Source organism: Peptococcus simiae (genome assembly GCF_046097595.1).
GTDB lineage: Bacteria > Bacillota > Peptococcia > Peptococcales > Peptococcaceae > Peptococcus > Peptococcus simiae.
Map to the genome: position 1 here is coordinate 68926 of NZ_JBJUVG010000006.1, position 12988 is coordinate 81913.

General features: G+C 59.0%; 11 protein-coding genes. 2 read left to right on the forward strand and 9 right to left on the reverse strand.

The window, feature by feature from the left end; genetic code table 11:
* Position 1: 1 nt before the first annotated feature.
* Genes ACKQTC_RS05470 through ACKQTC_RS05505 form a run of 8 tightly spaced genes read right to left on the reverse strand, consistent with a single transcriptional unit; the run spans position 2 to position 7788 of the window.
* Entirely contained in the window at positions 2-1273 is a 1272-nt protein-coding gene (locus tag ACKQTC_RS05470; protein ID WP_408977424.1) for a methionine gamma-lyase family protein, read from the reverse strand.
* A 26-nt stretch (positions 1274-1299) separates the two neighbouring features.
* Positions 1300-2574 carry a GTPase HflX gene (gene hflX / locus ACKQTC_RS05475; protein WP_408977425.1) on the reverse strand — a complete coding sequence of 425 codons (1275 nt, stop codon included), beginning with the start codon at positions 2572-2574 and terminating at the stop codon, positions 1300-1302.
* Positions 2571-3155, reverse strand: coding sequence for an orotate phosphoribosyltransferase (gene pyrE / locus ACKQTC_RS05480; protein ID WP_408977426.1), 585 nt, complete (start codon positions 3153-3155; stop codon positions 2571-2573). The genes hflX and pyrE overlap by 4 nt, the downstream gene beginning before the upstream one ends.
* The gene (gene pyrF, locus ACKQTC_RS05485; RefSeq protein ID WP_408977427.1) at positions 3152-3868 is read right to left on the reverse strand and encodes an orotidine-5'-phosphate decarboxylase; all 717 of its coding nucleotides are present in this window, start codon (positions 3866-3868) and stop codon (positions 3152-3154) included. The genes pyrE and pyrF overlap by 4 nt, the downstream gene beginning before the upstream one ends.
* Positions 3858-4799 (reverse strand): dihydroorotate dehydrogenase, encoded by a 942-nt coding sequence (locus ACKQTC_RS05490; protein ID WP_408977428.1) that lies wholly within the window; start codon positions 4797-4799, stop codon positions 3858-3860. The genes pyrF and ACKQTC_RS05490 overlap by 11 nt, the downstream gene beginning before the upstream one ends.
* Positions 4792-5568, reverse strand: a complete 777-nt coding sequence (locus ACKQTC_RS05495; RefSeq protein ID WP_408977429.1) for a dihydroorotate dehydrogenase electron transfer subunit — start codon at positions 5566-5568, stop codon at positions 4792-4794. Before ACKQTC_RS05495 ends, ACKQTC_RS05490 begins: the two co-directional genes overlap by 8 nt.
* Positions 5565-6866 carry a dihydroorotase gene (locus tag ACKQTC_RS05500; RefSeq protein ID WP_408977430.1) on the reverse strand — a complete coding sequence of 434 codons (1302 nt, stop codon included), beginning with the start codon at positions 6864-6866 and terminating at the stop codon, positions 5565-5567. The genes ACKQTC_RS05495 and ACKQTC_RS05500 overlap by 4 nt, the downstream gene beginning before the upstream one ends.
* Position 6867: 1 nt before the next feature.
* The gene (locus ACKQTC_RS05505) at positions 6868-7788 is read right to left on the reverse strand and encodes an aspartate carbamoyltransferase catalytic subunit (protein ID WP_408977456.1); all 921 of its coding nucleotides are present in this window, start codon (positions 7786-7788) and stop codon (positions 6868-6870) included.
* Between the two features lie 177 nt (positions 7789-7965).
* Between ACKQTC_RS05505 and ACKQTC_RS05510 the strand changes: the two genes are divergently transcribed.
* Positions 7966-9213: an adenosylhomocysteinase gene (locus ACKQTC_RS05510; protein ID WP_408977431.1), complete on the forward strand. Its 1248-nt coding sequence runs from the start codon at positions 7966-7968 to the stop codon at positions 9211-9213.
* Positions 9206-11953, forward strand: coding sequence for a helicase C-terminal domain-containing protein (locus tag ACKQTC_RS05515; protein ID WP_408977432.1), 2748 nt, complete (start codon positions 9206-9208; stop codon positions 11951-11953). Before ACKQTC_RS05510 ends, ACKQTC_RS05515 begins: the two co-directional genes overlap by 8 nt.
* 86 nt (positions 11954-12039) lie before the next feature.
* On the opposite strand, the gene ACKQTC_RS05520 is transcribed toward ACKQTC_RS05515, so the two are convergent.
* Positions 12040-12885: a pirin family protein gene (locus ACKQTC_RS05520; RefSeq protein WP_408977433.1), complete on the reverse strand. Its 846-nt coding sequence runs from the start codon at positions 12883-12885 to the stop codon at positions 12040-12042.
* Positions 12886-12988 lie beyond the last annotated feature (103 nt).

Genomic DNA, 12988 nt, shown 5'->3' on the forward strand with positions numbered 1-12988 from the left:
CTTAAGCCTCCAATCTTTGGCAAGCAAGCGTCACTGCATATACAACATGTGCATAGGATAATCCACCTTGCATATACCCAATATAAGGGGCCCGCAAGGGGGCGTCAATGGATAATTCAATCGAAGAGCCCTGGGTAAAGGTTCCACCGGCCATGATGACGGCGTCCTCATAGCCGGGTAGGAAGGCGGCTTCCGGGTGGACATAGCTTTCTAGGGGCGAGGCCGCCTGGATTCCTTCCGCAAAGGCCAGGAGGGGCGCCTCTGCCCCAAAGCGGATGGCCTGGATAATATCCGTCCGCCACTCAGCCGGTCCCGGCGATACCGCAAAACCGCGATTTTCCAGCATAGCTGAGGCGAAGATGGCCCCTTTCAGGGCTTGCTGGACAATCAGGGGGGCCATGAAGAGGCCCTGGAAGGCCGGCCGGTTAAAGTCCAGGGCACTGCCCACTTCAAAGGCAATGCCCGGCGCGGTCAGCCGGGTCGCCGCCCGCCGGACCAGGTCTTCCCGGCCGGCAATATATCCCCCACGCGGAGCCAAGGCGCCGCCCGGATTTTTAATCAGGGACCCGGCAATAATATCTGCACCGGCAGCCAGGGGCTCTTCTTCTTCTACGAATTCTCCGTAGCAATTATCTACAAATATAATGATATCAGCGAACCGATCCCGAATCAATGATGTGATCCGCCGGATTTTTTCAATATTGAGGCTGGGCCGCCAGAGGTAGCCTCGCGACCGTTGAATGGAGATGACCTTGGTTTGGGGGCCAATAGCCGCCAGGATTGCCTGGTCATCAAAGTCGCCATCTGCTGTTAAAGGAACCACCCTGTGCCGGACCCCAAGGGCCTTGAGGGACTGGGGGTCATCACCACTTTCACCAATAATGGTCTGGAGGGTGTCATAGGGCATACCGCTAATGGAGAGCAATTCATCGCCCGGCCCTAAAAGGGCAGATAACACGGTGGCGATGGCATGGGTCCCACTGACAATATTGGACCGGACCAGGGCACTTTCGGCCTGAAAGACCCGGGCCCAGACCTCTTCCAGCTTGTCCCGGCCAATATCCCCATAGCCATAGCCGGTTGAGCCATGCAGGTGGAAGTCGCCGACGTTTTCCGCTTGAAAGGCCGCTAAAATCCGTAATTGGGCGGCATTGGTCATTTCATCCACCCGGGCGTAGGCTGCTGCATACCGTTCTTCGATTTCACTGATTTCTGCCAGGGCGGCCTCCTTGATGCCGCATTGCTGGGCTAATTGTCTCTGAAAAGCATTCATTGTTGGGGCAGGTTCCTTTCTATTCCTTAATCTTGATCATCTTCCGGCCCTTTAATGTAGGGGCCAAAGGGGCCGGCCAGCCGGTCCCGGTCCCCGCGCAGGTAAAAGGAAATACCTGCTTCAGTGGCCGAGAGCTGGGATACTTCGCCGCTTTCATGGGCCAGGGCCAGGAGCCGAGCCCCTTCGGCGCTATTGGGCAGGCGGACAGGCTGGGCAAAAAGGCTTTTTTCCGCCAGCGGCCTGAGGGCCTGCCAAAAGGCGTCAAAGCCCTGGCCGGTCTTGGCTGAAAGGGCCACCACCGGCTCATCCTTAAAGAGGCCCCCAAGGTAGGGGCTTTCGTCCAGCTGGTCAACCTGGTTGGCCACATAGAGCATAGGAATCCCCTCCCCACCCAGATCCCGCAGGAAGTGGTTGACTACCCGAATCCGGTCCTCATAGCCTTCGTCGGCGACATTAAAAAGGTGGATGAGGACATCGGCCTCTTTGACAATTTCCAGGGTCGCCTTAAAGGCAATGGTCAGTTCCGGGGGCAGGTCTTCCATAAAGCCCACCGTGTCAGCCATAAAGTAAAGTTCTCCCAGGGGGGAGCTGACCCGGCGGGTCGTTGGGTCGAGGGTGGCAAAGAGCCGGTCTTCAGCGTAAATATCGCTACCGGTCAGGGCATTTAAGAAGGTGCTCTTGCCGGCATTGGTATAGCCCACGATAACCACAAAGGGGTGGGGCTGAGCTTCCCGGGCAGCCCGCTGGACCTGACGTTCAGCGCTGACCTTCTTGAGGTCGCGCTGAACCTGGGCCAAGCGGCGCCGGATGTGCCGACGGTCTGTTTCCAGTTGGGTTTCCCCCGGTCCCCTGGTCCCAATCCCGCCCCCCAACCGGGACAAGGCGGTCCCTTGGCCGGTCAGGCGGGGAAGCAGACGGGCCAGTTGAGCCCCTTCTACCTGCAGCCGCCCCTCCCGGGTCCGGGCCCGCTGGGCAAAAATATCCAGGATGAGGGTTGCCCGGTCGATGACCTTCCGGTCAAGGGCCTTTTCCATGGCCCGGGTCTGAGAGGGGGTCAGGTCTCGGTCAAAGACGGCTACATCAATATCTGCTGCTGCCATATAGGCCGCTGCCTCTTGGGCCTTGCCCTTGCCCAGCTGCCGCTGGTCGCCCCGCAGCTTTTGGGATAGGGTATCGACCACTTCCAGGCCGGCGCTATCGGCCAGGGCCAGCATTTCCGCCTGGCGCCGGGCGATGAGGTCCGGCTGGCTGCCTTCCGCCGGCAGAAAAATCAGCAGGGCCCTTTCTTTCTCGATACTCAAATCCCCGGGCGGCTCCCCGGCTTATTAATAGGCAGTCCTTCCTGGCACAGGGGGCAGGCGTCGGGCTGGTAGGTGCCGGCTTCCAGGGTGATAAGAGACCGGTGGGGCACCGTGAGCTTCAGAGTATTCCCATGGGTCCGGTCAATGATGGACGCTGCCCCAATGACATCAGCGCCCAGGCCTTGTAAGAGTTCCACCACTTCCTGGGCTGACCCGCCTGTGGTTAATACGTCTTCCGTCACCAGGACCCGGAGGCCCTTGGTCACGTGGGGCTCAAAGCCCCGCCGCAGGGTCATAACCCCTTCCTGCCGTTCTGCAAAAATCGTAGGCACATTTAAGGCCCGGCCCACTTCATAGGCCACTAAAATACCGCCAATGGCTGGTCCAACAACCATTTCCGGCTTTTCATCCCGCCAGAGGTCGGCCACCTGCCGGCAGATTTGCTCTGCCAGGGCCGGGTGCATCAAAAGCTGGGCACATTGAACGTATACGTCGCTATGTAAACCGCTGGAGAGTTTAAAGTGGCCCCTTTGATAGGCGCCGGTATCTTCCAGTATTTTTAAGGCTTCCTCTTGTTTCATTTCTGCTCACCTTCCCTTAGGTCTTGAAGAATCTGTCGGGCCGCTTGCACTGGGTCTGCTGCCTGGCGAATCGGTCGACCGACGACAATAAAACTGGCGCCCTTCTGGGCGGCTTCAGCCGGTGTTAGAACCCGGCTCTGGTCCCCTGTATCTGCCCCTTTCGGCCGGATGCCCGGGCAAACAGTGACAAAGGGTTGGGGGATATCTTTAAAGAGGGGGAGTTCCCGGCCGGAGCAGACCACCCCGTCCAGGCCGGCGGCCTTGGCCAGCTTGGCCAGGCGGGGGACGGCTTTTTCCGGCCCATCAGGGATGCCAATGGCAGCCAGGCCGGCCTGGTCCATGCTGGTTAAGACGGTCACCGCCACCACGGTCGGCACAGTGACGCCGGCCGCTTCGGCCCCTTCCTTGGCGGCCTCAGCCGCCCGCTGCATCATATCCGCCCCGCCCAGGGCGTGGACGGTCAGGAGGTCTACACCGGTGCCGGCTGCCCAACGGACAGCCTGGTGAACGGTATTGGGGATGTCATGAAATTTTAAGTCCAGGAAAACCTTCCGCCGCCGCATTTTCAATTCAGATAAAATCCGGCCGCCGGAATTCAGGTAGAGCTCCAGGCCGACCTTGTACCAGCGGACGTCATCTTTCAGGTCATCCACCAGGGCCAGGGCTTCCTCTGCTGTATCAAAGTCCAAGGCTACAATCAGTTCAGTTGCCACCTGTATCCTCCTTCCAAGCGGCCCCGACCAGGTCGGTTATGGCCGCAACTTGGTATTTTTCGCAATAGGCCCGGAGCCCTTCAACCACCTGCATGGGGGCGAGGGGGTCGGCAAAGGCTGCTGCACCCACCGACACCATCCGGGCCCCGGCCAGGATATACTCTAAAGCGTCTCTGGCCGTATCAATCCCGCCCATGGCGAGGATGGGGATATCCACCGCTTGGGCCACCTGCCAAACCATCCTCACCCCGACCGGGCGGATAGCCGGGCCGGACAGGCCCCCGGTGACATTACCCAAGACAGGCCGCCGCTTATCGACGTCGATGACCATCCCCATCAGGGTGTTGATCATGGCCAGACCATCTGCCCCGGCCTCCTGGAGGCCCAGGGCAATTTCAACGACATCGGTCACATTCGGCGACAGCTTCATAAGCACCGGCTGGCCGGCAGCCCCCTTCACCGCCTGGCAAACGGCTGCTGCCTGGCTGCAGGAGGTCCCGAAGGCCATGCCCCCGGCCCGCACATTAGGGCAGGAAATATTCACTTCCAGCAAGGCCACATCCGGGCAGGCGGCCAGCTTTTCTGCCATCCGGGCGTACTCATCCACTGTGTTACCGCTGATATTGGCGATGATTTTGGTATCGGAGGCCGCCAGACGGTCGCGCATCCGGGGCAGGATATCTTGAATAAAGGCGTCTACGCCGGGGTTTTCCAGGCCAATGCAATTGAGCATGCCGGCCGGGGTTTCGACCACCCGGATTCCGGGGTTCCCCTGCCGGGGCTGGAGAGTCAGCCCCTTGGTGGTCACTGAGCCCAAGTCTTCAACAGGCACAAAGCTGCCGTATTCAATGGCAAAGCCATAGGTGCCGGAAGCGGTTGAAACGGGGTTTTTAAAGGGAATTCCACAGAAGTCTACCTGCATATTAACCATGGAGGTCCACCTCCTCAGCCCAAAAGACCGGTCCATCTGTACAAACCTTGGCATAAGTGGCCGTTGGGTCCGGGCGGGCACAGGTGCAACCCAGGCAGACCCCGACGCCGCAGGCCATCTTCCCTTCCAGGGAGAGCTGGCAGGCCAGGTCCTTGTCTAAGGCCAGGCGCTGGACGGCTGATAGCATGGGCAGGGGCCCGCAGGCATACAGGCGGGTGTCCGGGGCGAGCTCCTGCAAGAGGGTGGTCACAAAGCCCCGGGTCCCGGCAGACCCATCTTCCGTGGCAACCGCCACCTTCAGACCAGCGGCCTTAGCCCAGTCTAGGCCTGCCAGGGCAGCCTTATCCCGGCCCCCGACATAAAGGGTCAGGTCACTGACCTTATCCTTTAAGCCTTTCGCTAAAAAGCGGAAGGGAGCATGGCCAATCCCCCCGGCGACCATGGCAACCGGCGCCCCCTTGGGGTCCAGGTCAAAGCCATTGCCCAAGGGGCCAATCAGCTCTAGTGTATCGCCGGGCTGGAGGGCGGCCAGGGCCCGGCTCACATCCCCCACTTGGAGGATGGCCAGGGCGATTTCATCTGCCCGAACCGCATGGATGCTGATGGCCCGTTTTAAAAAGTTGGCCCGGGGCCGGCCCAGTCCAACCATGACAAACTGTCCCGGACGTGCCGCCGCCTGTATGGCCGGCGCCTGGACCCAGACCACCAGCTCCCGACCCAGTTTGCTTATTTCTGTAATGGGGTAGGGGCCGAAGTGTTTGTCACTCATGCCTCTGCCCCCGGGGCGACGATTGCCCCATCCCGGTAGACCAGGCGGCCGGCCCGGAGCACATGGACGGGCCACCCGGAGAGGGTTTCGCCTTCATAGGGGCAGTTTTTCCCCTTGCTGTAGAAGGTCTCAGGCTCTACTTCTTTTTCGGTATTGGGGTCAAAGATGAGGATGTCCGCTACCCGGCCCGGAATGAGGCTCCCTCTTTCCAAGCCCAGGAGGTCAGCAGGCCGCGCACTCATTAGCCGCACCAATTCACTTAAGGATAGCTGGCCGCTGCCGACCAGGTGGGTCCAGGCCAGGGGGAAGGCCACTTCGATAGAGGAAATCCCAAACCGGGCCCGGACAAATTCACAGTCCTTCAGCTCAGCTGCATGAGGGGCATGGTCGGTGGCGATACAGTCGACGGTCCCATCCTGTAGGCCGGCAATCAGGGCGGCATTGTCTTCAGCCGTCCGCAGCGGCGGGGCCACCTTGGCAAAGGTATTATAGCCCCGAACCTTTTCTTCAGTTAAAAGCAGGTGGTGGGGGGTCACTTCACAGCTGACCGGCAGGCCCTTGGCCTTGGCCTGGCGCACCATGTCCAGGCCCCGGGCTGTAGACAGGTGCTGGATATGCATCCGGGCCCCGGTCAGTTCGGCCAGCATAATGTCCCGCATGATGATGACATCTTCGGCCTCTTTGGGGGCGCCGAAAAGGCCCAGCTCTGTGGCCACCTTCCCTTCATTCATCACACCCCGGTCTCTCAGATAGGGGTCTTCACAGTGCTCCATGAAGAGGACATCATAGGCCTTGCCATAGTCCATGGCATTGCGGAGGACGCCGGCATCCATAACCGTCTTCCCGTCATCGGTAAAGGCGGCAACCCCGGCCTCTTTCAGCATGCCGATTTCGGTGATTTCCTTGCCCATTTCCCCCTTGGTAATGGCTGCTGAGGGAATGACATCGGCATAGCCCAGGCGGCGAGACTTTTCCTGGATGTAGGTCGCCATGGGTACGTTGTCAATCACCGGCTTGGTGTTGGGCATGCAGACCACCGTGGTAAAACCGCCGGCAATGGCCGCCTTACTCCCGCTTTCCAGGTCTTCGGAGTCTTCATCGCCCGGGTCACGCAGGTGAACGTGCAGGTCAATTAAGCCTGGAATGACATAGAGCCCTTCCAGGTCCACGACCTCTTCACCGGCTTCTGCCGGCAGGTCCGGCCCCAGTTCGGCAATGGTTTCTCCTTTGATGCGAATATCGGTGACGCCGTCGATGGCTTGTCCCGGGTCAACCAGGTGTCCATTTCTTAGTAGCATGCTATGCCTCCTCAGTCATGATTTTCAGTAATGCCATCCGGATGGCCAAGCCATTGGTGACCTGCTCATTGATAAGAGACCGGTCGCCATCGGCTACCGATGGCTCTATTTCTACCCCGCGGTTAATGGGCCCCGGGTGCAGGACAATCACGTCCGGCTTGGCCAGGGCCAGGCGGCGAGGGTTCAATTCATAAAAGTGGGCGTACTCCTCTACAGAGGGGAAAAGACCTGCATCCTGCCGTTCCAGTTGGATGCGCAGCATCATGATGACATCTGCATCCCGGCAGGCCGTTTCCATATCCGGGCACACAATAACGCCCTCATCGCTAATGGCCGGCGGTATAAGGGTACGCGGCCCAGCGACCCGGATGGTGGCCCCATACTTCCGGTAAAGGGCTATGTTGGACCGGGCCACCCGGGAGTGGAGGATATCGCCAATAATGGCGATGGTCAGCTTTGAAAAATCGCCTTTATGGTCACTAATGGTCAGCCCGTCCAGTAAGGCCTGGGTCGGGTGGGCATGGGTGCCATCACCGCCGTTGATGACGATAGCGTCTACATTTTCGCATAAAATTTTATGGGCACCGCTGGCCGGGTGGCGCATAATAATCCCATCCGGCTTGAGGCGGTTTAGGGTCGCCGCGGTATCCTTTAAGGATTCTCCCTTTTGCACACTGGAGGCACTGGCGACAATATTAACCACCTCTGCACCCAGGTACTTTGCCGCTAGTTCAAAGGAAGTCCGGGTGCGGGTACTGTTTTCATAGAATAGATTAATGACCGCCCGTCCATCCAGGTCATCCCGTTTCTTACGTGAACTCTGCAACCGGTCGCGCATGTCTCGCGCGACGGTAAATATATGGTCAATATCCTCAGGGGTCAGTTGAGCGATACTGAGCAAGTGCTGACCGATCATTAGCAGCCTCCTCATTTTTTGATAAAAGTCCGAGCCGCCTGGCCCGGACCTACTTTTATTATACTGTTCATGACCTGCCCCTGCAAGCATTTTACAAGCCCGGCCCAAGGGGCTCCCCTTGCACCCCTGGCCGGTTCACCTTATAATATGGTTTGACTATACTGCCCTCGAAAGGAGTCTACCATGAAGAGTATTATCCGAGATATCTCCCTCGCCCCTGCAGGCTACGATAAAATCAACTGGGTCAAGGCCCATATGCCCATATTAAACACCATTGAGGCCCGGTTCAAGGACCAGCAGCCCTTTGCCGGAAAAAAAGTGGCCATCTGCCTCCATTTAGAGGCCAAGACGGCCTACATGGCCCTGGTCATCCAGGCCGGTGGGGCCGAAGTGGCCGTCGCCGGGTCCAACCCGCTCTCGACCCAGGATGACGTTGTCGCCGCCCTGGTCCAAGAAGGGGTAACGGCCTTTGCCACCCACGATTGCAGTCCGGAAGAGTACCATGACTATATCCGCCGGCTGGCTGAGTTTGAGCCCGACCTCTACATTGATGATGGCGGCGACTTCACCCAGCTCCTCCATGATGCCTATGCGGGCAAGCTAGACCATATGATTGGCGGCTGCGAAGAAACCACCACCGGTATTGTCCGGCTCCAGGCCATGGCCCGGGAAAGTGCCCTCAAAGTGCCCATGGTGGCTGTAAACAACGCCCAAATGAAGCACTTCTTCGATAACCGCTACGGCACCGGCGAATCCGTTTGGAACGCCATCATGCGGGCCACCAACCTGGTGGTTGCCGGCACCACCTGTGTGGTCATTGGCTATGGCTGGTGCGGCAAGGGGGTCGCCATGCGGGCCAAGGGCCTTGGCGCCCGGGTCATCGTTACGGAAGTAGACCCCATCAAGGCCATCGAAGCCATGATGGACGGCTTCCGGGTCATGCCCCTAGTAGAGGCCGCCCCTCTGGGCGATGTCTTCATCACCGTCACCGGCAACCGCCACGTCATCGACCGGGATGCCTTTGAGCAAATGAAGGACCAGGCCATCTGCTGCAATGCCGGCCACTTTGATGTGGAAATCAACAAGGAGGCCTTGGCCGATATGGCCCAGGACTGCCGCCGGGTCAAACCCAACATTGACGCCTACAGCCTGGCTGACGGCCGGAAAATTTATCTCTTGGCAGAAGGCCGCCTGGTCAACCTGGCCGCCGGCGATGGCCATCCTGCAGAAATCATGGACCTCACCTTCGGCCTCCAGGTCCTTTCCTTAAATAGCCTGGTTGAAAACCGCCCGGCCCCGGGCCTCTATCCGGTCAGCCCGGCCATCGACCGGGAAGTCGCCGAAATCAAACTCCAGGCCCTGGGCGTTGAGATTGACCGCTTGACCGAGGACCAGGCCGCCTACCTCAACAGTTGGTCCCTCAATGATTAGTGGATTTGACCGCTTCGTTGCCCTCGACCTAGAGACCACCGGCCTGGAAAAGGATGCGGAAATCATTGAAATCGGCCTGGTCTTTGTCAATGGCGATAAAATCGTCGACCAATGGCAGACCTTCGTCAAGCCGACCAAGCCCCTATCCCGGGAAATCACCCGGCTGACCGGCATTACCCCCCGGATGCTGGAAAATGCCCCCAGCTGGGCGGACATCCGCCAGGACTTGGCCGACAAGCTGGACGGCCGCCTCCTTCTGGCCCACAATGTCCCCTTTGACCGGGGCCGGCTGGCCTATGCCTTTGGTGAGGACCTCCCCAATGACTGGTTAGACTCCCATGATATCGCCAAGCTCTTCCTGCCGACCCTGACCAGCTATAAGCTGGTGGCCCTGGCCGGCGAGCTGGGCGTTGACGACCCCGGCCACCACCGGGCCTTAAACGATGCCTACGTCGCTGCGGCAGTCACCCAGCGGCTCTTTGCAGAAATCCGCCGCACGGACCCCTTTATCCTGGAAGACATGGCCAGCGTCCTTGAAGCAGACACCCCCCTCCGCCGCCTCCTGGAGGCAGCGGTTTCGGTCAGTGCTGCACCTGCTGAGGAAAGCCCGGAACCAGCTATCTGGGCCGATGCCCCGGCCCCGGCCCTGGACTTCGCCCATGCCCGGGATTTTTTCGCCGCTGACGGCCTGCTGGCCCAAGCCCATAGCGCCTATGAAGAACGGCCTGAACAGGGCCAGATGCTGACCGTCATTGCCCAAGCCCTGGAAAAACACAAACACGCCATCATTGAGGCCGGCACCGGTACCGGCAAGAGCTTCGCCTACCTGGTCCCGGCCCTCCTGTGGAGCTACGAAAACGACAGCCGGCTCATTGTCTCAACGGCAACCATCACCTTGCAGGAACAGCTTTTCCGGTATGACCTCCCCTTCCTCCGCCAGGCCCTGGGCTTTCCCTTCCGGGCCACCATCAGCAAGGGCCGGACCAACTACCTCTGCAAGCGCCGGTTTTACCAGCAGGTCAAAAATGCCGACCAAGTCAATCCGACCGAGCGCCTCTTTCTCAGCTCCCTGATCCGCCACCTGGACCGGGACCCCTCCGGCGACCGGGAGCAGTTAAACCTGAATAAAATGGAGCACCAATACTGGCAGGGTATTGCGGCCACGGCAGATACCTGCCTAAACCGGCGTTGCCCCCACTTTAACGACTGTTATTACTTTAACAACAAGCGGGCCGCTGAAAAAAGCCAGGTCATCATCGTCAACCACTCCCTCCTCCTTCAGGATATGAAGCTGGAAGGCGGCCTCCTGCCCCAGTATGACCAGGTCATCATTGACGAGGCCCACCACCTGGAAGACGAAGCCACCCGCCAATGGACCGACACCGTAGACCTGGAACTCCTGCGGAAATCCATGGCTGCCCTCAAGCGACCCCAGGGGATTCTCAACCGCCTGAATACCAAGGCCAAAACCGCCCCGGAACTTGTTTTTGACACCGTCGAAATCGAAGAAATGGTCACCGGCCTAAGGGCCGATGCCGAAAGCCTGGAAGACCGGCTCAAAAACCTCATCGACTTCGCCGTCAAACTGCCTGAATTAGACCGGGTATCTGATAAGCGGTTAACCGACAAGGTCCGCAACCAAGCCTGGTGGCAGGACCTATCTGCTGACCTGGCCGGCCTGGTCAACGCCCTGACCGCCTTTAACCGCACCGGCAGACGGCTCCTGGACCGGGTCCGGGAGGCTGAAGACCTGGAAGCCATCGCCAAAGAGCTGGGCTTCGCCCTGGACACCTTTACAGAAGCCCTGGAATGCCTGGCCCAAATCCTGGACGGCCAAAACACTGACCTGGTCCACTGGGTGAAAAGTGTCACCGCCGGCTGGGGGAATAACCTCCTCCTTTACAGCGCCCGTATAGACATCGCCCCCCTCTTAAAGGAAAAGCTCTTCAACGCCAAGGAAAGCGTCATCCTGACCTCGGCCACCCTGGCCGTCAACCGGCAGCTGACCTTCACGGCCGACAAGTTTCTCCTGGACCCGGAGACCTACCTAGCCTTTATCTGCAGCTCCCCCTTTGACTACCAGACCCAGTCCTTTATCGCCATCCCCACCGACCATCCCGATTATTCAAAGGTCAGCGACATGGACTATTCTTATAATGTCGCCCGGGACCTCACTGCCCTTATCCCGGCCGTTGATGGGGACATGCTGGTCCTCTTTACCAGCTACGCCATGCTCAACCGGGTCTACTTCGCCCTTAAAAAGGACCGCCGCCTGAGCGACTACACCATCCTGGGCCATGGCCAGGACGGCAGCCGGTCGAGTATTATTGCCACCATGCAGAGCAAACGTAAGACCGTCGTCCTTGGGGCCTCCAGCTTCTGGGAAGGGGTCGATGTCCCCGGCGCCCACCTGCGCACCGTGGTCATCGCCAAACTTCCCTTCGCCCCGCCAACCATGCCCGTCGAAAGCGCCCGGGCCGAACGGCTCGAAGCCCAGGGGAAGAGTGCCTTTAATAAACTCAGCCTCCCCCACGCCATCCTCCGCTTCCGCCAGGGCGCCGGCCGCCTGATCCGGTCTGCCAAGGACCACGGCGCCGTTATCATCCTGGATAACCGGCTCCTAAGCAAAAACTACGGCCGCCAATTCATCGGGTCTCTGCCCGACCAACCCCTTATCACAGATAACATGGAAAACATCTGTAACCATCTTAAAGACTGGTTCGAAGAAGATACCGAATAGATGAATCGCAAGCCATACAAAAAGCGTGCTTATCCACATGGATGCACGCTTTTCTTGTATAGTTCTATAGCATTCCAGCGGCGGCCTTAGGCTTCCCCTTCAGGCTTGTCCTTAATAAAGGTGCCTTCCCGGAGTTCTGCAAAGGCGGCGTCTAATTCTTCCTGGGTGTTCATGACGATGGGGCCGCCCCAGGCGATGGATTCATCCAGGGGGTAGCTTTCGAAGAAAAGGACTTCAATGGGCCCATCGGTCGTTTTTAGGGTGAGGGTATCCCCTTCAGCCAGGCGGACAGCGGTTTTTTCTTCAACCACGACGTCCCCCAGGCGGGCATCCCCTTCCAGCAGGAAGACGGTTTGTGACCCCTTCGGGTCCAGGGGTAGGGTCAGGGAAGCACCGGCTTCCAGGCGGATGGATAAGAAAGTCAAGGGGTGGTGATGGCCTTGAAAACCTTTAACCCCCTGGTACTGGCCGCCAATAATAGCGACTTCCCCACCTTCAACAGGGACCACCGGGCACTTGTCGGCCGACAGATCATGATAGGCCGGCGGGGCCATCTTTTCCTTTTGGGGCATGTTGAGCCAGACTTGGACCCCCAGCATCCGGTCACTCGGCTGGGGCATTTCTTCGTGCATGATGCCGGACCCGGCAGTCATCCACTGGCTGCCACCGTCTATAATCCGGCCCTTATTGCCCAGGCTGTCCTCGTGAGTGATTTCACCCCGACGCAAGTAAGTGATGGTTTCAATACCCCGGTGGGGGTGCATGGGGAAGCCGGCTATGTAGTCATTGGGGTCTGTTGAATCAAAGGAATCCAGCATAAGTAGGGGGTCATAGGCGGTCGCCGTCCGGTTGGACAGGACCCGGACCAGGCTGACGCCGGCGCCATCTTTGGTCCGCACCCCTTTTTCTCTATGTATTATTTTTGCCTCCATAAATATCGCTCCTCTCTCATTATTTTTTTGTATAAACGGGTAGGCACCCGAACTCGCTTGCCTACTTAATTTATAGATACCCCATTCAGGGCGTTCATAAGCA

Coding starts and splice junctions, on each gene's coding strand:
- ACKQTC_RS05510 (WP_408977431.1), top strand. CDS start 7,966: ATGAAGAGTATTATCCGAGATATCTCCCTCGCCCCTGCAGGCTACGAT.
- ACKQTC_RS05515 (WP_408977432.1), top strand. CDS start 9,206: ATGATTAGTGGATTTGACCGCTTCGTTGCCCTCGACCTAGAGACCACC.
- ACKQTC_RS05500 (WP_408977430.1), bottom strand. CDS start 6,866: ATGCTACTAAGAAATGGACACCTGGTTGACCCGGGACAAGCCATCGAC.
- pyrE (WP_408977426.1), bottom strand. CDS start 3,155: ATGAAACAAGAGGAAGCCTTAAAAATACTGGAAGATACCGGCGCCTAT.
- ACKQTC_RS05490 (WP_408977428.1), bottom strand. CDS start 4,799: ATGGTTAATATGCAGGTAGACTTCTGTGGAATTCCCTTTAAAAACCCC.
- ACKQTC_RS05470 (WP_408977424.1), bottom strand. CDS start 1,273: ATGAATGCTTTTCAGAGACAATTAGCCCAGCAATGCGGCATCAAGGAG.
- ACKQTC_RS05495 (WP_408977429.1), bottom strand. CDS start 5,568: ATGAGTGACAAACACTTCGGCCCCTACCCCATTACAGAAATAAGCAAA.
- ACKQTC_RS05520 (WP_408977433.1), bottom strand. CDS start 12,885: ATGGAGGCAAAAATAATACATAGAGAAAAAGGGGTGCGGACCAAAGAT.